Annotated in this window: 21 protein-coding genes; 8 read left to right on the plus strand and 13 right to left on the minus strand. The window is 65.3% G+C overall.

All coding sequences use genetic code 11. The annotated features are described in order from the left end of the window. Positions 1 to 21 precede the first annotated feature (21 nt). The 8 genes from ACY65G_RS24790 (at position 22) to flgL (ending at position 9,253) form a co-directional block, all read left to right on the plus strand. Entirely contained in the window at positions 22 to 1,554 is a 1,533-nt protein-coding gene (locus ACY65G_RS24790) for a flagellar hook protein FlgE (RefSeq protein ID WP_464999947.1), read from the plus strand. Positions 1,555 to 1,667: 113 nt separating this feature from the next. After that, positions 1,668 to 2,411, plus strand: a complete 744-nt coding sequence (gene flgF / locus ACY65G_RS24795) for a flagellar basal-body rod protein FlgF (protein WP_464999948.1) — start codon at positions 1,668 to 1,670, stop codon at positions 2,409 to 2,411. A gap of 59 nt (positions 2,412 to 2,470) precedes the next feature. Next, on the plus strand, positions 2,471 to 3,253 hold the full coding sequence (gene flgG / locus ACY65G_RS24800; protein WP_464999949.1) for a flagellar basal-body rod protein FlgG: 783 nt from the start codon (positions 2,471 to 2,473) through the stop codon (positions 3,251 to 3,253). 41 nt (positions 3,254 to 3,294) lie between these two features. Beyond that, on the plus strand, positions 3,295 to 3,951 hold the full coding sequence (locus tag ACY65G_RS24805) for a flagellar basal body L-ring protein FlgH (protein WP_464999950.1): 657 nt from the start codon (positions 3,295 to 3,297) through the stop codon (positions 3,949 to 3,951). A gap of 15 nt (positions 3,952 to 3,966) precedes the next feature. Continuing rightward, positions 3,967 to 5,073: a flagellar basal body P-ring protein FlgI gene (locus tag ACY65G_RS24810; protein WP_464999951.1), complete on the plus strand. Its 1,107-nt coding sequence runs from the start codon at positions 3,967 to 3,969 to the stop codon at positions 5,071 to 5,073. A 12-nt stretch (positions 5,074 to 5,085) separates the two neighbouring features. Further along, positions 5,086 to 6,027 (plus strand): flagellar assembly peptidoglycan hydrolase FlgJ, encoded by a 942-nt coding sequence (gene flgJ / locus ACY65G_RS24815; RefSeq protein ID WP_464999952.1) that lies wholly within the window; start codon positions 5,086 to 5,088, stop codon positions 6,025 to 6,027. 84 nt (positions 6,028 to 6,111) lie between these two features. Then, positions 6,112 to 8,004 carry a flagellar hook-associated protein FlgK gene (gene flgK / locus ACY65G_RS24820; protein ID WP_464999953.1) on the plus strand — a complete coding sequence of 631 codons (1,893 nt, stop codon included), beginning with the start codon at positions 6,112 to 6,114 and terminating at the stop codon, positions 8,002 to 8,004. A 10-nt stretch (positions 8,005 to 8,014) separates the two neighbouring features. Beyond that, a complete protein-coding gene (flgL, locus tag ACY65G_RS24825) occupies positions 8,015 to 9,253 on the plus strand; it encodes a flagellar hook-associated protein FlgL (RefSeq protein ID WP_464999954.1) in 1,239 nt (412 codons plus the stop codon). Between the two features lie 246 nt (positions 9,254 to 9,499). Here flgL and fliR read toward each other — a convergent pair whose 3' ends face one another. The 13 genes from fliR to fliF form a co-directional block, all read right to left on the minus strand. Then, positions 9,500 to 10,324: a flagellar biosynthetic protein FliR gene (fliR, locus tag ACY65G_RS24830; protein WP_464999955.1), complete on the minus strand. Its 825-nt coding sequence runs from the start codon at positions 10,322 to 10,324 to the stop codon at positions 9,500 to 9,502. Positions 10,325 to 10,337: 13 nt separating this feature from the next. After that, on the minus strand, positions 10,338 to 10,607 hold the full coding sequence (gene fliQ, locus ACY65G_RS24835; RefSeq protein WP_464999956.1) for a flagellar biosynthesis protein FliQ: 270 nt from the start codon (positions 10,605 to 10,607) through the stop codon (positions 10,338 to 10,340). Between the two features lie 21 nt (positions 10,608 to 10,628). Then, positions 10,629 to 11,375, minus strand: coding sequence for a flagellar type III secretion system pore protein FliP (gene fliP, locus ACY65G_RS24840; protein ID WP_464999957.1), 747 nt, complete (start codon positions 11,373 to 11,375; stop codon positions 10,629 to 10,631). Further along, a complete protein-coding gene (gene fliO / locus ACY65G_RS24845) occupies positions 11,365 to 12,024 on the minus strand; it encodes a flagellar biosynthetic protein FliO (protein ID WP_464999958.1) in 660 nt (219 codons plus the stop codon). Before fliO ends, fliP begins: the two co-directional genes overlap by 11 nt. Beyond that, positions 12,021 to 12,437: a flagellar motor switch protein FliN gene (fliN, locus tag ACY65G_RS24850; protein ID WP_130187954.1), complete on the minus strand. Its 417-nt coding sequence runs from the start codon at positions 12,435 to 12,437 to the stop codon at positions 12,021 to 12,023. The genes fliO and fliN overlap by 4 nt, the downstream gene beginning before the upstream one ends. A 25-nt stretch (positions 12,438 to 12,462) precedes the next feature. Further along, complete coding sequence (fliM, locus tag ACY65G_RS24855; protein WP_464999959.1) at positions 12,463 to 13,446, minus strand: flagellar motor switch protein FliM; 984 nt, start codon at positions 13,444 to 13,446, stop codon at positions 12,463 to 12,465. A 21-nt stretch (positions 13,447 to 13,467) separates the two neighbouring features. After that, positions 13,468 to 13,989 (minus strand): flagellar basal body-associated protein FliL, encoded by a 522-nt coding sequence (gene fliL / locus ACY65G_RS24860; RefSeq protein ID WP_464999960.1) that lies wholly within the window; start codon positions 13,987 to 13,989, stop codon positions 13,468 to 13,470. A gap of 163 nt (positions 13,990 to 14,152) precedes the next feature. Next, positions 14,153 to 15,349 carry a flagellar hook-length control protein FliK gene (locus ACY65G_RS24865; protein WP_464999961.1) on the minus strand — a complete coding sequence of 399 codons (1,197 nt, stop codon included), beginning with the start codon at positions 15,347 to 15,349 and terminating at the stop codon, positions 14,153 to 14,155. Between the two features lie 20 nt (positions 15,350 to 15,369). Beyond that, positions 15,370 to 15,810 (minus strand): flagellar export protein FliJ, encoded by a 441-nt coding sequence (gene fliJ / locus ACY65G_RS24870; RefSeq protein WP_464999962.1) that lies wholly within the window; start codon positions 15,808 to 15,810, stop codon positions 15,370 to 15,372. 34 nt (positions 15,811 to 15,844) lie between these two features. Further along, the gene (gene fliI, locus ACY65G_RS24875) at positions 15,845 to 17,254 is read right to left on the minus strand and encodes a flagellar protein export ATPase FliI (RefSeq protein ID WP_464999984.1); all 1,410 of its coding nucleotides are present in this window, start codon (positions 17,252 to 17,254) and stop codon (positions 15,845 to 15,847) included. Continuing rightward, positions 17,254 to 18,024: a flagellar assembly protein FliH gene (locus ACY65G_RS24880; protein ID WP_464999963.1), complete on the minus strand. Its 771-nt coding sequence runs from the start codon at positions 18,022 to 18,024 to the stop codon at positions 17,254 to 17,256. The genes fliI and ACY65G_RS24880 overlap by 1 nt, the downstream gene beginning before the upstream one ends. 196 nt (positions 18,025 to 18,220) lie before the next feature. Continuing rightward, positions 18,221 to 19,219, minus strand: a complete 999-nt coding sequence (gene fliG, locus ACY65G_RS24885; RefSeq protein ID WP_464999964.1) for a flagellar motor switch protein FliG — start codon at positions 19,217 to 19,219, stop codon at positions 18,221 to 18,223. Further along, the gene (fliF, locus tag ACY65G_RS24890; RefSeq protein WP_464999965.1) at positions 19,212 to 20,930 is read right to left on the minus strand and encodes a flagellar basal-body MS-ring/collar protein FliF; all 1,719 of its coding nucleotides are present in this window, start codon (positions 20,928 to 20,930) and stop codon (positions 19,212 to 19,214) included. Before fliF ends, fliG begins: the two co-directional genes overlap by 8 nt. Between the last annotated feature and the right edge of the window lie 163 nt (positions 20,931 to 21,093).

The raw sequence follows: 21,093 nt of genomic DNA on the forward strand, positions 1-21,093 counted from the left end.
TTTAATCAGCAGGGGAAATCCATGTTCCAGCAAGGTCTCAGCGGCCTGAATGCCGCCTCCACGCAACTCGACGTCATCGGCAACAACGTCGCCAACGCCAGCACGGTCGGCTTCAAGAGCACCGAGGCGCAATTCGCGGACCTGTACGCGAATTCGCTGAACGGCATCAGCGGCCGCAATCCCGGCATCGGCGTGACCGTCGCCCGCCTCGCCCAGCAATTCTCGCAAGGCAATATCGAGACCACGAACAATCCGCTGGATATTTCGATCAACGGCGCCGGCTTCTTCCGCACCGTGCAGGATGGCGCGATCCAGTACACCCGCAACGGCCAGTTCCTGCTCGATAACACGGGCACGATCGTCAACGCGCAAGGCGCGGCGCTGACCGGCTACCTGGCCACCGTGGATGGCCAGATCCTGCAGGGCGCGCCGGTGCCGCTGCAGATCGACGCGGCCGACCTGGCGCCGGTGCAGACCACGCAGGCGAACTTCCAGATCAACCTGTCGTCGAACTCCACCACGCCGACCGTGCAGCCGTTCAATGCCGGCGATCCGCGCACCTACAACAAGCAGACCGTGATCCCGGTCTACGATTCGCTGGGCAACGAGCACACGATGGGCCTGTACTACGTGCGCACCGGCGGCAGCACGTGGGATGTGTACGTGGCCAACGATGGCGTGCAGATCAATTCGCAGGAAGTGATGCGCGGCGTGGTGACGAGCGAGCCCGTGATCGCCGCCCGCACCGCCTACAACACCGCGGTCGCCGGCGGCGATGCCGCCGCCATCATCGCGGCGCGCCAGGCCTATGCCTCGACGGTCGGTGGCGCCGTCACGGCCGCCGCCACCGCGGCCGGCGCATCGCCCGCCGCCCTGGCCCAGATCGCCGCGCTGTACGATCCCGCCACCAGCGTGGGCAACGTGGCCAGCAACACGCCGGACCTGATCGATGCCGCATTCGCCAACGCCGTGAACGTGCCGGCCGAAAGGGCGGGCTCGCTGATCTTCACGAAAAACGGCCTGATCGATTCGGCCGCGATGCAGGCCGCCGGCTTCACGCTGCCCTTCAACGTGACCTTGCCGGTGTTCCCGGACAACGGCGCCTTCCTGGAGATCCCGGTTGCCCTCACGTTCGACGGCAGCACGCAGTACGGCACCGAAACGAGCGAGAAGAACTCGACGCAGGACGGCTATTCGTCCGGCAGCCTGCAGCGCTTCGCGGCCGACGAGAACGGCATCATCATGGGCCAGTACAGCAACGGCAAGTCGCGCGCGCTGGGCCAGGTGGTGCTCGCCGACTTCGCCAGCGTGGACAACCTGACGCCGCTGGGCGGCAACGCCTGGGCCGAGAGCGCCGCATCCGGCGTGCCGCAGATCGGCACGCCGAACACGGGCGGCATGGGCCAGCTGCGCGCGTCGTCGGTGGAATCGTCGAACGTGGACCTGACCGAGCAGCTGGTGGACATGATCACCGCCCAGCGCGTCTACCAGGCCAATGCGCAAACGATCAAGACCGAGGATTCGATCCTGCAAACGCTGATCAACCTGCGGTAAGCACTTTAGCTAGCCGCCCGGCAAAACTGGGGACGGACCCCTGTTTTAAAGAAATTTCCTGAAAACCAGGGTACGTCCCCGGTTTTTCTCAGATGTAAGCGATAGGAGTATCCATGGACCGCCTGATCTACACGGCGATGACTGGCGCCAGGCACATCCTGGACCAGCAGGCCACAACGTCGAACAACCTTGCCAATGCCACCACGGTGGGTTTCCGGGCCCAGCTCGATGCCTTCCGCGCCGTGCCGGTCGTGTCCGAAGGCATGCCCACGCGCACCTTCGTGGTCGACAACACGGTGGGTTCGGACTTTCGCGCCGGGCCGATGGAAACCACGGGCCGGCCGATGGACGCGGCGATCCGCGGCGAAGGGTGGTTTACCGTGCAATCGGCGGACGGGTCCGAAGCCTATACCCGCAACGGCAGCTTCAAGGTCAGCGAGAACGGCCTGCTGCAAACGTCGAACGGCCTCACGCTGCAGGGCGAGGGCGGGCCGATCGCCGTGCCGCCCAATACGGAAATCTCGATCGCTGCGGACGGCACCGTCAGCGGCATCGATGCGAGCCAGGTGCAGGCCGGGCCCAGCAACATCATCGGGCGCCTGAAGCTCGTCAACCCCGACGTGGCCGGGCTGGTGCGCGGCGACGACGGCCTGTTCCGCCAGCAGTCGGGCGAGCCGGCCGCGGCCGATCCTGCCGTGCGCGTGGCCGATGGCTGCCTGGAGCTCAGCAACGTCAACCCGGTCGATGCCATGGTCAGCATGATCACCCTGGCAAGGTCGTTCGAGACACAAATGAGCCTGCTGAAGAACGCCGAGAATAACGCCGCGAAAGCCGCCCAGATCCTTGCTTTGAACTGATCCCCTTCATCGCATAATGCTTTCGTGGATGAAAGCCCTCCGGGGCAGGGAGAAAGCAGATGATACGTTCGCTCTGGATTGCCAAGACCGGCATGGAAGCGCAGCAAACGCAGATGGATACGGTGGCGAACAACCTCGCCAACGTCAGCACCAACGGGTTCAAGAAATCGCGGGCCGTGTTCGAGGATTTGCTGTACCAGAACGTGCGCCAGCCCGGCGCCAGTTCGTCGCAGCAGACGCAACTGCCGTCCGGCCTGCAGCAGGGTACCGGCGTGCGCCCCGTGGCGATCGAGCGCATCCACACGCAGGGCAACCCGCAGGCCACCGGCAACGACAAGGACCTGATGATCAACGGCAATGGCTTCTTCACCGTGCTGCTGCCCGACGGTACCACCGGCTACACGCGCGACGGGTCGTTCCAGCGCGACAGCAATGGCGCGATGGTCACCTCCAGCGGCTACGCGCTGCAACCGCCGATCACGATTCCCATCGATGCCGACGAAATCAACGTGGCCAAGGATGGCACGGTGACCGTGCAGCTGCCAGGCCAGGCCGCCGCGCAGCAGATCGGCAACCTGCAGCTGGCATCGTTCATCAACCCGACCGGCCTCGAATCCATCGGCGAAAACCTGTACCTTGAAACGGGCGCTTCCGGCGCGGCGCAGGCCAATGCGCCGGGCTCCAACGGCCTCGGGCAGATCCTGCAGGGCTACGTGGAAGTGTCGAACGTCAACGTGGTCGAGGAAATGGTCAACATGATCCAGACGCAGCGCGCGTACGAGATCAATTCCAAGGCCATCACCACCTCGGACCAGATGCTGCAGCGGCTGTCCCAGCTCTGATCGGCGCCAATCCAGCCCTGATGCACCTGCAAGGATCCATCATGAAGTACTCCGCATTCGCCGCCGTCGTCATCACCGCCTTGCTGGCCGGCTGCGCCAGCGAGCCCACGTCGATCGTGGCCGGCCCCACGTCCGCGCGGCCGATCCCCACGCCGCCAATGACCCTGCCGGCCAATGGCGCGATCTACCAGGCGCAAACGTTCCGGCCCGTGTTCGAGGACCGCCGCGGCCGCATGGTGGGCGACATCATCAATGTGATCATCACCGAGCGCACCACGGCCAACAAGAACGGCAGCAGCTCGGCCACCCGCACGGGCGGCGTGGGCATCGGCATTCCCGGCCCCCTGCAGGGCCGCTTCGGCGCGCGGGTTGCCACGGAGACGGACAACAACTATGCCGACTCGGCCGCGCAGACGGCCAGCAATGCGTTCACCGGCACGCTGGGCGTGACGGTCGTGGAAGTGCTGCCGAACGGGAACCTCGTCGTGGCCGGCGAGAAGCAGGTCGCGATGGACAAGGGCACCGAGTTCATCCGTATCTCCGGCACGGTCAACCCGGACACGATCGGTGCCGGCAATTCGGTGTCGTCCACGGCGATCGCCGATGCGCGGGTCGAATACCGCACCAATACCCACCTGGACCGCGCCGAGCTGACGTCGATGGCGTCGCGATTCTTCCTGAGCCTGCTGCCGTTCTGATATGAGTGAGCTCACATGAAATCCATCCTCACCGCGATTGCCCTCGGTTTCGCCATGCTGGCGCCGGCGGCGCAGGCCGAGCGCCTGAAAGACCTCGCCAGCATTGCCGGCGTGCGGGAAAACCAGCTGATGGGCTATGGCCTCGTCGTCGGCCTCGATGGCAGCGGCGACCAGACCACGCAGACCCCGTTCACGATCCAGAGCGTGGCTTCCATGCTGCAGCAGCTGGGCGTGACGTTGCCGTCCGGCTCGCAACTGCAGCTGCGCAATGTCGCGGCCGTGATGGTGACGACGTCGCTGCCGGCGTTCGCACAGCCGGGCCAGCAGCTCGACGTGACCGTGTCGTCGCTGGGCAATGCGCGCAGCCTGCGCGGCGGCACCTTGATCATGACGCCGCTGAAAGGCGCCGATGGCCAGGTCTACGGCATGGCGCAAGGCAACCTGGTGGTGGGCGGCGTGGGCGCGCAGGCGCCGGGCGGCGGCGCCGCGACCGTCGTCAATCACCTGTCGGTGGGGCGTATCAGCAATGGTGCCACCGTCGAGCGCGCGGTGCCGACGGCGCTGGGCGAGGGCGGCCAGATCCGCCTGGAACTGAAGAACGCCGATTTCGCCACCACCAGCCGGGTGGTCACGGCCATCAACAACCGCTTCGGCGCAGGGATTGCCTATGCGCTCGATGGCCGGGTGATCCGCGTGACGTCGCCGGCCGCCTCCGACCAGCGCGTGGCCTTCATCGGCCAGCTCGAAGAGCTGGACGTGCAACCGGCCACGCTGCCGGCCAAGGTGATCATGAATGCGCGTACCGGCTCGGTGGTGATGAACCAGTCCGTCACGCTGCAGGCGTGCGCCGTTTCGCACGGCAACCTGCAGGTATCGGTCTCGGCCGATACGCAGGTCAGCCAGCCCGGGCCGCTTGCCGGCGGGCAGACGGCCGTCACGCAGCCGGGCAGCGTCGACATCCAGCAGGCGCCGGGCAAAGTGCTGCAGCTGCAGGCCGGCGCCCAGCTGGCCGACGTGGTGAAGGCGCTGAACGCCATCGGCGCGTCGCCGCAGGACCTGCTCGCGATCCTGCAGGCGATGAAGGCATCCGGGGCGCTGCGCGCCGAACTCGAGATTATCTGACCGGGAGTCGCCATGATCCGCCAGACCAGCACACCGACTGATCTTTCCGCCAACCTGGCCCTGGACAACAAGGGCCTGGCGGAACTGCGCCAGGGCGCCAGGGCGGGTTCGCCCGAGGCGCTCAAGGGCGCGGCCACGCAGTTCGAAGCCATGTTCGTCAACATGATGTTGAAGAGCATGCGCGACGCCACGCCGCAGGAAGGCTTGCTGGACAATTCGCAGACGAAGATGTTCACCACGATGCTCGACCAGCAGACCAGCCAGAACATCGCCAAGAAGGGCGTAGGGCTGGCCGACGTGCTGGTGCGGCAATTGTCGAAGACCGCCGGCCTGTCGGGCATGGAAGCGGAGACGGGCGTTCCGGAGGGCGGGTTCACGAAATCGATGCTCGACGCGGCAAAGCTGCAGCGTTCGATCGATGCGGCGGGCGGCAACAAAGCAGGCACGGCTGTCAGCACGGTGGGGAGCGGCACAGTGGCACCCAGTACGTCTCGCCATGCCCACGTACGCGCATTCGCCGACAAGCTGTCCGGCCATGCGGAAGAAGCCAGCCGCGCCACCGGCATCCCGGCCAAGTTCATGCTGGGCCAGGCGGCGCTGGAAAGCGGCTGGGGCAAGCGCGAGATCAAGGGCGCCGATGGCTCCAGCAGCCACAACCTTTTCGGCATCAAGGCCGGCCGCGACTGGAAAGGCAAGACGGTGGACGTGGCCACCACCGAATACGTCAACGGCCGCCCGCAGCGCAAGATCGAACGCTTCCGCGCCTACGACAGCTATGCCGACAGCTTCAAGGATTACGCAAGGCTCATCACGGACAACCCGCGCTACGAAAAAGTGCTGGCCAGCGCCGGCGATGCGGCGGCCTTCGCGCGCAACCTGCAGAAAGCCGGCTACGCGACCGACCCCAACTACGCCACGAAACTGGCCGCGGTCATCAACAAGACGCTCGTGTAAGGGGCACTTGCACGTTAGCTTTGCGGCAACTCAAGTTTCGGTTTGATTTGCCGTAAACTAGCCATACATGGAAAGAGTCACGGCATGAGCAATCTACTCAGCATCGGCAGGACCGGCTTGATGGCGGCGCAGACAGGCCTCGCCACCACCGGCCACAACATCACGAACTCGAGCGTGCCAGGCTACACACGCCAGGGCATCGTGCAGGCGACGCTGCCACCGCTGAGCCAGGGCGTGGGTTATGTGGGCACCGGCACCCAGGTGGCCCAGATCAAGCGCTATTACGACGATTTCCTGAACAAGCAGGTCATGACCGCGCAGTCGACGCAGGGTTCGGTCAATGCGTATCTCACGCAGATGACCCAGATCGACAACATGGTCTCGGATACCACGATCGGCCTGTCCCCGGCCATGCAGGATTTTTTCCGCGGCGTGCAGACGGCCAATTCCACGCCGTCGCTGCAATCGTCGCGCGCCTCCATGCTGTCGTCCGCCGAAAGCCTGGCGGCGCGCTTCCATGAAGTGTCGGGCCGCCTGCAGGAACTGCAGGACGGCGTCAACACCAATATCACGAGCACGGTCAACGGCATCAACTCGTATGCGGCGCAGATTGCCAACCTGAACAACCAGATCGCCACGCTGACCACCGATCCGCTGAACCCGCCGAACGACCTGCTGGACCAGCGCGACCAGCTCGTGCGCGAGCTGAACCAGCAGGTGAAGATCACCGTGCTGCCTTCCGATAACAATATGCTGAACATCACGTTCGGTTCGGGACAGCCGCTCGTCGTCGGCACCAGCCACCTGGAGATGGCGGCCGTGCAGTCGCCGACCGACCCGGGCCGTCTCGTCGTGTCGTATCCGGCAACGGGGCGCAGCACGATCATTGCCGACGACACGTTCGCCGGCGGCGCACTGGGCGGGCTGATGGATTTCCGCCGCGAGTCGCTGGACCGCGTGCAGAACGAGATCGGCCAGATTGCCGCCGGCCTCACGCAGTCATTCAACGAGCAGCACCGGCTGGGGCAGGACCTGAATGGCGACCTGGGCGGCGACTTCTTCACGCCGCTGAAGGGCTATGTCGGCTACGACGCGCGCAACTCGCCGCTCTCCACGGCCGAGCTGGATGCGTCGATCACCGATGCCGGGGCGCTGACCGGGCTCGACTATGAAGTGAACTATGGCGGCACGCCGGCCGGCTATACCGTCACGCGCTCGGATGGCGCCGTGACGGCGATCGCCGACCCGACGGTGCCGCAAGAAATCGACGGCGTCACCTACACGTTCACCGGGGCGCCGCAGGAAGGCGACCGCATCCAGGTGCGCCCCACGTACACGGCCGCGGCCAACTTCGACGTGGCCATCACCGACTACCGCAAGATCGCGCTGGCGGCGCCGGTCACGACGTCGGTGCCCACGACGAATTCGGGCAACGGCACGATCAGCCCCGGGGTCGTCGATGCCGCCTATGTCGGCAATCCGCTGACGGCGCCCGTGACGCTCACCTTCACGGGCGGCCAGATCACCGGGTTCCCGGACGGCAGCTCGGTCACGTACGAGGAGGGCGAGCCGCTCAGCTTTGGCGGCATCAATTTCTCGATCTCGGGCACGCCGGCCGAAGGCGACACATTCAGCATCGGCCCGAACACGAGCGGCGTCGGCGACAACCGCAACGGCGTGCTGCTGGCGGGGTTGCAGACACGGAACATCCTGAACAACGGCACGTCGACATTCCAGGGTTCCTATGCCGGCACCGTCAACTTCGTCGGCAACAAGACACGCGAATTGCAGGTGGGCAGCGCCGCCGCCGATACCACGGCCGACCAGGCGCTCGCCGCGCAGAAAAGCGTTTCCGGCGTCAACCTCGACGAGGAAGCTGCCGACCTGCTGCGCTACCAGCAGGCCTACCAGGCCGCCGGCAAGGTGATGCAGGTGGCGGGACAATTGTTCGACACGCTGCTGTCGATCGCACAGTAAGAGGCAGGAAATGGCTATCCGTATCAGCACCCAGATGATGTATGACCGCAACGTGTCGCTGCAGGCGAACTTGCAGGGCAATCTGCTGCGCACGCAGTTGCAGCTGGCCCAGACCATGCGCGTGCTGACACCTGCCGACGATCCGGTGGCGTCGGCCCGTGCACTGGAAGTGACGCAGTCGCAGCAGATGAACGACCAGTTCGAGATCAACCGGCAAAACGCCGTATCGTCGCTGAACCAGGTCGGCTCGGTGATGGACACGCTTGTCGACATCATGGGCGAGGTCCGCACGTTGGTATTGTCGGCGGGTAATCCAGGGCAGAGTGCGGCGGACCGCGAAACGATCGCCAAGGCGCTGGAAGGGCACCTCGAAGACCTGCTGGGCCAGGCCAACACGGCGGACGGCACCGGCGGCTACCTGTTCTCGGGCTTCAAGACCAACACGCAACCGTTCGCGCTGACGTCCACCGGTGCCACGTATTTCGGCGACCAGGGCCAGCGCGAACTGCAGGTGGGGGCCAGCCGGCAGATGGCGATCAGCGCCAGCGGCTCCCAGGTCTTCGAACAGAACCTGACCGGCAACGGCACGTTTCAGACCAAGGCGGACCCGGGCAACGCGGCCCGTGGCGGCACCGGGGTCATCTCGCCGGGCACCGTCATCGACGCGGCCGCGCTCACCGGCGACAACTACACGATCAATTTCACGAAAGATGCCACGTCGGGCCTGGTACAGTATTCGGTGACCAATACCACCGACGGTTCCGTGGCCGTGCCGGCGACCGATTTCAAGGCCGGCGAACCGATCACCTTCGACGGCATGTCGCTCGACATCGCCGGCGCGCCGGCCGACCAGGACGTGTTCACGATCGAACCCAGCAAGAACCAGTCCGTGTTCACGACGATCCGCGACGTCGTGGCCGCCTTGCGCAGCCCGGCTGTCGGGCCCACGGCGAACGCGCAATTGACGAACGCGCTGAACACCGCCAACCAGAACCTGCAGAGCGCGGCGGACAACATCCTCTCCGTGCAAACAACGACCGGCGCACGTCTGCGCGAGATCGACATACTGGATGACTCGGGCTCGGCAATGAAAATCCAGTACGCGTCCCAGATCATCGACCTCGTCGGCCTCGACGAAGCGGGGCAGATCGCCGCGGCCTCGCTCTTCCAGCAGCAAATCACCAGCCTGACCGCCGCCCAGCAAACTTTTCGCTCCGTCACCCAGCTTTCGCTGTTCAACTACATCTGACGATAAAACTGGGGACGTACCCCTGTTTTGAGGCAACTTCGCCATCCACGCCGGCGTGATGGACCCTGAGTTTCCGTAAAACCAGGCGGTCCGGCGTCCCGGTAAAACTGGGGACGTACCCCTGTTTTGAGGCAACTTTGCCATCCACGTCGGCGTGATGGTTCCTGAGTTTCCGTAAAACCAGGCGGTCCGGCGTTCCGGTACGTCCCCTGTTTTGCGTCCCCTGTTTTACGCAGAGAATGCCGATCAGCGGGGCGGTGCCGGGACCGCCTTGGGAAACTGCCCTTCGCCCTGCAGCGCGCGGGGGATCATCTGGGCTTTTTCGACGCCCTGGCCGAGCAGGTTGACGAGCGGGGTGGCGAGGTAGGGCAGGGCGATCATCAGCACGACGAAGCCCGCGCCCAGCGTGATCGGGAAGCCGATACCGAACAGGTTCAGCTGCGGCGCGGCGCGGGTCAGTATGCCGAGGGCGACGTTGGCGATCAGCAGCGCCGCAACGAGCGGCAGCGCGAGCTGCACGCCGGCCGAGAAGATCTTTGCGCCCCACAACGCCAGCTCCCAGAAGCCGCCACCGTGGAGCATGCGCCCCGAGATCGGCAGCGTGAAGAAGCTTTCGGCCAGCGCTTCAAGGAGCCACAGGTGCACGTTCGCCACCAGCAGCATCAAGGTGGCGATCCATGTGAGGAACTGCGAGATCGCCGACGAGCGCCCCTGCGACATCGGGTCGAAGAAGCTGGCGAAACCCAGGCCCATCGTCAGGCTGCTGATCTCGCCGGCCATCTCGACGGCGGCGAACACGATGCGCACGGCAAACCCCATCATGACGCCGGTGATCATTTCCTTTGCCAGGATCAGCATGCCTTCCCACGACGCGGGATCGGTGGCGGGCACCGCGGGTACGAGCGGCGCGATGGCGATCGCGACCACGATGCCGAAGCCCACGCGGGCGGTGCGCGGCACGCGCGCATTGCCGAACACGGGCGACGCGGCGATCAGCCCGAGGATCCGCGACAGGGGCCAGATGAGGCCGGCGATCCACGTATTGAGTTCGGCGATGGTCAGCAGCTGCATGGGCGCCGCGGTGTCAGGTGACGAGGCCCGGAATGTTGCCGAAGATTTCGCGCATATAGTCCGTCATCACGCTGATCATCCACGGCCCCGCCACCACGAGCGCGGCGAACACGCCCACGAGCTTTGGAATGAACGACAGCGTCGATTCGTTGATCTGCGTGGCGGCCTGGAAGATCGAGACGACGAGGCCGATGCCGAGCGCCACCAGCAGCAGCGGTGCGGAGACCATCAGCGTCACTTCCAGCGCGTGGCGGCCCATCGTCATCACGGTTTCGGGAGTCATGATCCGTATCCTGTCTGAACACTAGTAAAAACTCTGGGACAACGAGCCCAGCAGCAGTTGCCAGCCGTCGACCAGCACGAACAGCATCATCTTGAACGGCAGCGAGATTACCGCCGGCGACATCATCATCATCCCCATCGACATCAGCACCGATGCCACCACCATGTCGATGATGAGAAACGGGATGAAGATCGCAAAGCCGATCTGGAACGCTGTCTTCAGTTCGCTGGTGATGAACGCCGGCACGAGGATGCGCATCGGCACGTCCTCCGGCCCCCGCAGCGCCGGACTGCGCGAGATCTTCACGAACAGCGCCAGGTCGGCCTGGCGGGTCTGTTTCAGCATGAACGTCTTCAAGGGCGCCGCGCCGCGCTCGATCGCCTGCTGCATCGTGATCTGGTTGGCCTGCAGCGGTTGATACGCTTCCGTATAGATGCGGTCGAATGTGGGGCCCATGACGAAGAACGTGAGGAACAGCGCCAGGCCCACCATGACCTGGTTCGGCGGCGCCGACTGCGTGCCCATCGCCTGGCGCAGCAGCGACAGCACGATCACGATCCGGGTGAAGCCCGTCATCATCAGCAGCACGGCGGGCAGGAACGTCAACGCCGTCATCAGGATCAGCGTCTGCAGCGTCAGCCCGTACTGGACGCCGCCGCCGGGGGCCGGCGAACTGGTGAAGGCGGGAATCGTGGGCTCCGCGGCCGCCAGCAGGGGGAAGGAAAGCGGCAGCGCCAGGGCCGCCACGCGCCCGAGATTACTTGCCATTGCGTTTTTCAATGGTCTGCTTGAACCATTCCGAGAAATTGGTGCCGGGCAGGACGTGCTGCCCGGCGGTGGCGCCCGGCTCCGCTTCCTGCCGGGGCATCGTGGCCAGCGCGTTCATGCGGCCCGGCGAGGCGCCGACGACGATCCACTGGTCGCCCACCTCGACGACGAGAATGCGCTCGCGCGTGCCCACCGACAGCGCGCCCACCAGCTTGACGGTACCGCCACCGGTAACGTTGCGCGGCCCGAAGCGCTTGAGCGCCCAGGCCAGTCCGACCAGCAGCGCCAGCACGAGGCCGAGCGCAACCACGGTCTGCAGCAGGCTGCCGGCCGCCGATGGCGGCGCGGGCAACGTGGTCGGCGTTGCCGTGCGCGCGCCCGCCAGCGCGGCCTGCTGCTCGGGCGTGGCGGCTGGCGGTGCGACGGGGCCGGGGGCCGGCGCCTGTTCGGGCGACACGACGGTGGCCGGTTCGCCCGCTTTCACGGGCGCGACGGTACGGTCGGCAGGGTTGGTGATGACGGGCGCATTCGCCGCGGCGGGCGCGGGCGATTGCGCAGGCGTGGAAGCAGGCGCAGGCGCCTGGGCGGACGCGAGGCCGCCGGCGAGGATGCCACCCGCCAGCAATGCGGAAACCAGGACACGCTTCATTTATTCAGTTTTCGGATGCGTTCGGAAGGTGTGATGATGTCGGTCAGGCGAATGCCGAACTTGTCGTTCACCACCACCACCTCGCCCTGTGCGATCAGGCAACCGTTCACCAGCACGTCCATCGGTTCGCCCGCCAGGCCGTCCAGCTCCACCACCGAGCCCTGCGCCAGTTGCAGCAGGTTCTTGATGGCGATCTTCGTGCGGCCCAGTTCCACCGTGAGCTGGACCGGGATATCGAGGATGAAATCGATATCGTTGTGGGTTTCCGTCTTCGTGGCCCCTTTCGAGAAATCCTTGAACACGGCAGCGGTGGCGGCCTCCTTCTGCAATGCCTCCGCTTCGGCCTTGGCCTGTTCGGCAATCGCCGCGCCCCAATCGTCGTCGAGGCTTTGATCGTCCTGGTTGTCCGCCATGATGTACTCCTAAACTTTGCTTTACTTATTTGCTGAGATTATCGCTGTTGGCGAGCAGGCGCTCCACCTTCAGCGCGTATTGTCCGTTCAGCACGCCATACGTGCAGTCGAGCACCGGCACGCCATCGACCGTGGCTTCGATCGTTTCCGGGATATTCAGCGGGATCACGTCGCCCACGCGCATGTTCAGGATATCGTCGAAGCTCACTTTCGCGGTGCCCAGCCGCGCCACCAGTTCCACCTCGGCGATCTGGATCTGCTGCGTCATCAGGCGGATCCAGCGCTTGTCCACTTCCAGCGCCTCGCCCTGCAGCGACGACGTCAGCGCATCGCGGATCGGCTCGATCATCGAATACGGCATGCAGAAGTGGATCTGGCCGGATACCGAGCCGAGCTCGACCGTGAACGTGGACGCCACCACCACCTCGTTCGGCGTGGCGATGTTGGCGAACTGCGTGTTCATCTCCGAGCGGATGTATTCGAACTCGACCGGGAAGACCGGTTCCCACGATTTCGTGTAGGCCTCGAACACGATATCCAGGATGCGCAGGATGATGCGCTGTTCCGTTGCCGTGAAATCGCGGCCTTCCACGCGCGTGTGGAAGCGGCCGTCGCCACCGAACAGGTTGTCGACCAGCAGGAACACGAGGCCCGGGTCGAACACCATCAGCGCGGTGCCGCGCAGCGGCTTCATGTGCACCAGGTTCAGGTTGGTCGGCACCACCAGGTTGCGGATGAACTCGCTGTATTTCGACACGCGCACCGACCCCACCGACACCTCGGCGCTGCGGCGCAGGAAGTTGAACAGCCCCACGCGCAGCAGGCGGGCGAAACGCTCGTTGATGATCTCGAGCGTCGGCATTCGGCCGCGCACGATGCGTTCCTGCGTGGCCAGGTTATAGGTCCTGACGCCCGCGACTTCTTCCGGCGCCGCAACGTCGTCCTGGTCGCCGTTGACGCCCTTCAGCAGCGCATCGACTTCTTCCTGGGAGAGAAAATTATCCGCCATGGTCCTGTTGGATACCCGTGTCTACTGGATAATGAACGACGTAAACAATACTTCCGTCACTTCCTGCTCGTCGCCGCGGTCCTGGAACGGTTCGTTCACCTGTTTCAGGATCTCTTCCGCGAGGGCCGTCTTGCCCTCCGGCGTATTGATTTCCGAAGCCTTCTTCGACGACAGCAGCAGCAGGATGCGGCTGCGCACCTTTGGCATATTGTTCTTGATGGCGTCCGACTGCTCGGCATCGGGCACCTGCAGCGTGAAGGCCAGTTGCAGGTACTGCTCGCCTTCCTCGGGGTTCAGGTTCACGGTGAACGGCTCCACCGGCACGTAGACGGGCGGGCCTTCGTCGTGCTTCTTCTTTTTCTTCTTCGGCTTGGTGGTTTCTTCCTCGTGCTCCGCTTCGGCGGCGTCGCCTCCCTTCATGAGGAAGAACGCGGCCGCGCCGCCGCCGCCCAGCACGAGCACCAGCACGGCAATGAGGATGATGACCAGTTTCTTGCTACCGCCACCAGCGGGCGCCGCGTCTGCCTTCGGGTCAGCTTTCATGTGTGGTTCCGCTTTCGACTCTGCTTGTCATGCATGCATGCTCCTGCAATGCACGGTGGATACTTATCGCCATTATGGCATTATCGGCAGAGGCGGCGCGTCGGGATACGCGGAACAGCGGGCAAGAAACCCGCCAGCTCTGCAGTATGGAGAACGCCGGGGATCAGGCGAACGTGTCGACGGCGCCCAGCACCGTGCGGCGGATGACCGGCTGGGCGTCTTCCGTGGCGCCCGCATCGCCGCCATCGCCATAGCGGCTGCCGCCCTGGCCGCCGCGGGCCTGTTCGGCAAATGCCTGCTGCTGTTCCTGCGAACCCGCGGACACGCTGGCTTCGCCCAGCGCGATGCCGGCCTCGCTCATCATCTCGCGCAACTTCGGCAACGCGTTCTCGATCGCCTGCCGGGTTTCCGGCTGGTGCGCCGTGAAGGTGGCGGTGGCCGAATCGTTCGACACGCTCAGCACCACCTGCAGCGGGCCGAGATCGGGCGGGTTCAGCGTCAGCGAGGCGCTCTGGTCGCCGCCGGCCACCATCCACACCACTTTCTGGCCCAGCTGCTGTTCCCACGCATTCGAGCCCACCCGTGCCTGCAACTGGTTCGCGGCCACGGCATTGGCGGCCTGCACGGTGGCGGCCATGGCCTGCGCGGCAGGCGGCACCGGCTGCGCAACCGGCGCGGCATCGTCCAGATTCGCGGCCAGTTGCGCGTCGAACGCTTCGGCTTTCGCGCCGGTGGCAAGTTCTCCGCCAGCTTTCAGGAGCCGGTCGGCCCCGGCATCCTGCAGGGCGGTCGTGCCGTCCGCCTGGCCCTTGCCGGCCCGGGCGTCCGCGGCGAGATCGGCCAGCGTTGCCTTGCCGGTCCTGCCGTCTGCATTCGCCTGCAGTGCGGCCAGCGCCGCGGCGTCCGCATCCAGCGGGGTATCCGGCAGTTCAGCCTTGGCTTCCGCCTTGGTCGTCAACTGGCCATAGGCGGCCAGCATCGCCAGCATGCCGGCGGCCGGATCGGCAGCGGGCGCGGTGTCTTCCGCGGCTTTGTCCGCGGCTTCCTTGACGTCCCCGGCCGGCGCTGTCTCGGCCGTCACGGGCTTGCCGTCAGTGGCCGCTGCGTTGGCGGACGATTCGGCGCGCTCGGCCTGGCTGGCGCCCTGTGCCTGCTGCTGCGCCGGTCTGGCTGCCTGCGTCGTCCGGGGCTGCCGCGCCTGTGCCTGGTTGGGCGAGGGCGGTTGCTCCGGTGCCGCGCACACGGGCTGGCGGTCGATCTCGAGCGCCAGCGCATTCTTGAAATCGTTGCTGGGCAGCGGCGCGCTTTTCGGCGCCTGCGGCTTGTTGGGTTGCTGGCTCTGGATGGATTGGGTCTGCATGAGGCCGCCTTGAGGGGGAATTAACGCCGGAAGAACGCCTGGCGCGAAGCGTGCTCGTCCATGGCCTTCTGGTCACGCTTGGCTTCCAGCTTTTGCTGCTTGGTCTCCTCACGGTCGCGCAGCGTGGAGTACGACACGCGCTTGCGTTCGGCTGCCTGCCACGTGGCCTTTTCCAGCTCGCCGCGCTTCCTGGTCTGGCGCAGCACTTCTTCCTGGCCGTGGATGGCGGTGTCGAGCTTTTCCATGAAGGCCTGGAAGTTCCGGTAAGCCATCGGCGTGATGCCTGCCTGCTGGTTCGCCAGGAACTTGCGGCTGTACTCGTCGCGATAGCCGACCAGCATGTTCAGCTTGTCTTCCGCATCGCTGACGGCTTTCAGTGCCGCGCCGAGCCGCTTGGCCGCATCGTCCGTCTCGGTGCGGGCCATGTCGATCAGCGTTTCAAGTTGGGATGTCGAGGCCATGATGGAAATTATACGGAGCGGTTCAAGTCATCGATCAGTCGAACAGCGTGGCTAATTGCTCCAAGCTCTCGGACATGTCCACGCGTTCGGTGATCTTTTGTTGCAGGAAATGCTCGATGCGGTCATGCAGCTTGATGGCTTCGTCGATCTTCGGGTCCGTGCCCGGCGTGTAAGCGCCCACTGCGATCAGGTCTCGACTGCGTTCGTAGATGGAAAACAGTTGCTTCAGGCGGCGTGCCTTGTTCTGGTGATCGGACGACGTGATCGAGTGCATCGCCCGGCTGATCGATTGTTCGATGTCGATGGCGGGGTAGTGGCCCGCCTCGGCGAGCCGGCGGTTCAGCACGATGTGGCCATCGAGGATCGCGCGCGCCGAGTCGGCGATCGGGTCCTGCTGGTCGTCGCCTTCCGTCAGCACCGTGTAGAACGCGGTGATCGAGCCGCCGCCCAGTTCGCCGTTGCCGGCCCGCTCCACGAGCACCGGCAGCTTGGCGAACACGGAAGGCGGGTAGCCCTTGGTGGCCGGCGGTTCGCCGATTGCCAGCGCGATCTCGCGCTGGGCCATCGCGTAGCGCGTCAGCGAATCCATGATCAGCAGCACGTCCTTGCCCTTGTCGCGGAAGTGCTCGGCGATGGCCGTCGAATAGGCGGCACCCTGCATGCGCATCAGCGGCGGGTTATCGGCCGGCGCGGCCACGACGACGGAGCGCGCCAGGCCTTCCTCGCCCAGGATGTGTTCAATGAATTCCTTGACCTCGCGGCCCCGTTCGCCGATCAGCCCCACGACGATGACATCGGCCTCCGTGTAGCGCGCCATCATGCCGAGCAGCACCGACTTGCCGACGCCGGAACCGGCGAACAGCCCCATGCGCTGGCCGCGGCCAACGGTCAGCATGCCGTTAATGCAGCGCACGCCCACATTCAGCGTCTCCACGATCGGCGCACGGCCCAGCGGGTTGGCGGGGCGCACGTTGATGGGCGCCGATTCCGTGCAGGTGATCGGGCCCAGGCCATCGAGCGGACGGCCCGCGGCGTCGACCACGCGGCCCAGCAGTTCCGGGCCGGCCGGCAATTGCCGCGCCCGGTCGCTGGTGCGGCGGCGGCGGTGCGTGACGGTGCCCGGTTTGGGGATCGTCGGCTCGATCGGGAACACACGGGTGCCCGGCACGATGCCCTCGACATCGCTTTGCGGCATCAGGAACAGCCGGTCGCCTTCGAAACCCACCACCTCGGCTTCCACCTTGCCGCCCGCCGGCAGCGGCACCGTGCAGGCGGCGCCCACGGCGAGACGCAGGCCCACGGCTTCCATCACCAGGCCGGCCACGCGCGTGACCCGGCCGGACACCACCATCGGTTCCACGAAATCGAGCAGGGTGCCGCAATCGTTCAGGTAGGAGCGCCAGCGGTTCGCGTGCTCCTCGGGGCCTTGCACCTCGGTGTCCATCACTCGCCCTCCAGCCAGTCGAGGTTCTTGCCGACGGCATGCGCGAGCCGCGTCCAGCGCGCCTGCACCTGGGCATCGATCTGGTTGCTCGGCGTATCGATCCGGCAGCCGCCCCGTTCGATCGACAGATCGTCACTGACGATCCAGCCGCCCTTGTCCAGTTCCTCGCCCATCGCGCCGCGGATGATCGCCGCATCGTCGGGATGGAGGAACAGCACGGCGGGCTTCTGCATCGTGGGCAGGTAGGCGATCGCATCCTGCACGATCGGCACGATGAACTCGGGTTTCACGGGCAGCGCCTGCTTGAGCATATTGCGCGCAAGGTGCAGTGCGAGATCGAGCACGTCGTTGGCGATCAGCTGGTCGGCACTGCGCAGCGCCTCGGAGAAATTGTTGGCGAGATCGGCCAGCGGGGCCAGCGCCGCCTTCAACGCTTCTTCGCCTTCGCGGATCGCCTCGTCCTCGCCGGCCCGGTGGCCCTGCGCATAGCCTTCCTGGTAGCCCTGCTGGCGCGCCTCTTCGTAGATTGCCGCCAGTTCCTCCTCGCTCGGGCCGGCCGTCACCGGCGCCTCCGGCGGGGGCGGGGCATTCAGCTCGCGTTCGTACTCGGCCTGGCGCGCGCGCGCCTCGGCGGCCTGCTGCTCCGCACGGGCGCGCGCCTCCGCCTCTTCCTTCTCGCGCGCCGCCAGCGTGCTGGGGCGCAGATCGCCGAACGATTTCAATTCCCAGCGCTGGAAGGCGGGTTGTGCATCTTTCGGAAAAGTAGCCAAGCGATTACCTCTTCAACAACTTTGATAACAATTTCCTCAAAACAGGGGGCGAAGCAGGAAAACGGGAAGCATAGCTTTCCGCCTGCGTAGCAGAGATGGCTTGCAAGCCATCTCCCCCTCCAGACCCTGGTTTTAAGGAAACTCAGCGAACGAGAAATTTCCTGGAAACAGGGGTCTGACCCCTGTTTTAAGGCAATTAAACGAACGAATCCTCGCCTTTGCCGCCCAGCACGATCTGCCCTTCGTCGGAGAGGCGCCGCACGATCTGCAGGATGCCCTTTTGCTGCGTTTCCACTTCCGACAGCCGCACCGGCCCCTTCGATTCCAGATCCTCGCGCATCATCTCGCTGGCGCGCGCCGACATGTTCTTGAAGATTTTCTCGCGCAATTCCTGCGAGGCGCCCTTCAGCGCGATGATCAGCATTTCCGACTGCACTTCGCGCAGCAGCAGCTGGATGCCGCGGTCGTCGATGTCGATCAGGTTGTCGAACACGAACATCTCGTCCATGATCTTCTGCGCCATGTCGTTGTCGTAATTCTTGATGTTCTCCATGACGGAGTTTTCCTGCTCGCCGCTCATGAAGTTCAGGATCTCGGCCGCGGTGCGCACGCCGCCCAGCGTGGACTTCTTGATGTTTTCGTTACCCGAGAGCAGCTTGGTCAGCACGTCGTTCAGCTCGCGCAAGGCGGCCGGCTGCACACCGTCGAGCGTTGCGATCCGCAGCACCACGTCGTTGCGCAAGCGGTCTGTAAAGTGTCCCAGAATTTCGCAAGCCTGGTCGCGCTCCAGGTGCACGAGGATGGTGGCGATGATCTGCGGGTGCTCGTTCCTGATCAGTTCGGCCACGGATTGCGAATCCATCCACTTCAGGCTTTCGATGCCGGAAGCATCCTTGCCGCCCAGGATGCGCGACAGCAGCACGGATGCCTTGTCGTCGCCCAGCGCCTTGGTGAGCACCTGGCGGATGTATTCGTCGGAATCGAGGCCCACGGTGGAGGCGGCGGCCACTTCGTCGCGGAAGCCGTCCAGCACGTCGACCACCTGCTCGTGCGGCACGTTCTTCATCGTCGCCATCGCCGCGCCCAGCTTGAGCACCTCGCGCGGCCCCAGGAATTTCATCACTTCCGCGGCTTCGGCTTCACCCATCGCCAGCATCAGGATTGCTGCCTTCTGCAGCCCGGTATTTTCAGTCATTGTTGCCTATCCATGCCTTGATCACGTTGGCGACGATCCGTGGATCCTCGTTGGCCAGTTTCTTGGCCAGCGCCAGGTTGTCGCGATAAGTCCGCGCCGTGCTTTCTTCGAGCGCCGCCATTTCCTGCGCGCGGATTTCCTCTTCCGTCGGGCCGGCCGGTTCCTCGACGATTTCTTCTTCGGGTTCGGGCTCGGGCGCGTTGATCTCGTCGATCTTCTTGAAAACGGGCCGCATCATCGGGCGCACCACGCGCAGCAGGATGTACAGCAGGATCAGCGCCACGATCAGGAATTTCGCGATCTCGGCGGCCAGCGGCAGGTTGGCCGGGTCGCGCCACCAGTCGAGCACGGGCGCGGCCGGCGCATCGATGCCGTCGAACGGCACGTTGGCCACGCTGACGGAATCGCCGCGGTCCTGGTTATAGCCCATCGCTTCGCGCACGAGGCTGTTGATCTTCGCCATTTCCTCGGCGCTCAAGGGGCGCACGGTCACCTTGCCGGTCGCGTCGACGATGCGGCGGTAGTTCACCACCACGCCTACCGTCATGCGTTTCAGGCCGGCGATGGCCTTCTGCTCGTAGCGCACGGTCTTGTCGACTTCGTAGTTGGTCGTCGATTCCTTGTGGCCGGGCAGGGTACCTGGCGCACCGGCGCCAGGAGGCACGGTACCCGGCGGCACGGCCTCGGCCGGCGGCTCGGTGGCCAGCGGCGCCGTCGCGGTGCCGGGAGGCTGGTTCGACAGCGCACCGGGCACGCCGTTCGGGTTGGCGTTCGGGTTGCCCGTGGTTTCGCTGCTCTGCTGGCTGCGGATGGCCGACGGCGCCGGCTGCGAGTTCGGCTTGTACGATTCGGCGGCCTGCTCGATGGCGGAAAAGTCCACGTCCGCCACGGCTTCGGCACGCACGTTCTGGTCGCCGACGATGGGTTTGACGATGTTCTCGACCTGCTTGATGATCTGGTTCTGCAACTCCTGCACGTATTTCAGCTGGGTCGCGTCCAGGTTCCGGATGCCGGTCTTGCTGTCCTTGTTCTGGTTCGACAGCAGGTTGCCCTGCTGGTCGACGACGGTGACGTTGGCCGGTGCCAGGTCCGGCACGCTGGAAGCCACCAGGTGCACGATGGCGCTGACCTGGCCCGGGTCGATCGAGCGGTTCGGATGCAGCGTGAGCACGACGGACGCGGTAGGGTGCTGCTGCTCGCGCACGAACACGGAAGGCTTCGGCATCGCCAGGTGCACGCGGGCGGCCTGCACGCTGCCCAGCGATTCGACGGATTTCGCCAGTTCGCCTTCCAGCGCGCGCTGGTAATTGACCTGCTCGAGGAACTGGGAGATGCCGAGCTTCTGGTTTTCCATCAGCTCGAAGCCCACATTGCCGCCCTTCGGCAGGCCCTGGGAAGCGAGGCGCAGGCGCGTGGCGGCCACCTGGTCCTCGGGGATCAGGATCGCGTTGCCGCCTTCGCTGAACTTGTAGGGCACCTGCATCTGGTCCAGCGCGGCCGTGATGGCGCCGCCGTCGCGGTCCGAGTAATTGGCGAACAGCACGCGGTATTCGGGCTGGCTTTGCCACAGCCATACCATCACGATCACCGCGATCACGGCGGCCACGGCACCGCCACGGATGAGGTTCTTGCCCAGTGGCGTCTTGTAGAACGGCGGACGCGCGTCGCCAGCGGTAGCGTCGAGGTCGAGTGGTTCGGCGGCTGCGGCCATGGATGAATTCCGGAACGTTGATTGGACGGCCCGGACACAGCGGGCCTGATGCGCATTATCGGTTCGCGGCCGGTATTTCCATCCCCGGAACAGAAGCCGGTTTTCCGGCCTGCTCGACGCCGCCGCTGGCGTCCCGGGCTGATATTCTGCGAGGGTCATAAAG

This window comes from Pseudoduganella sp. jia 12, from assembly GCF_055502675.1.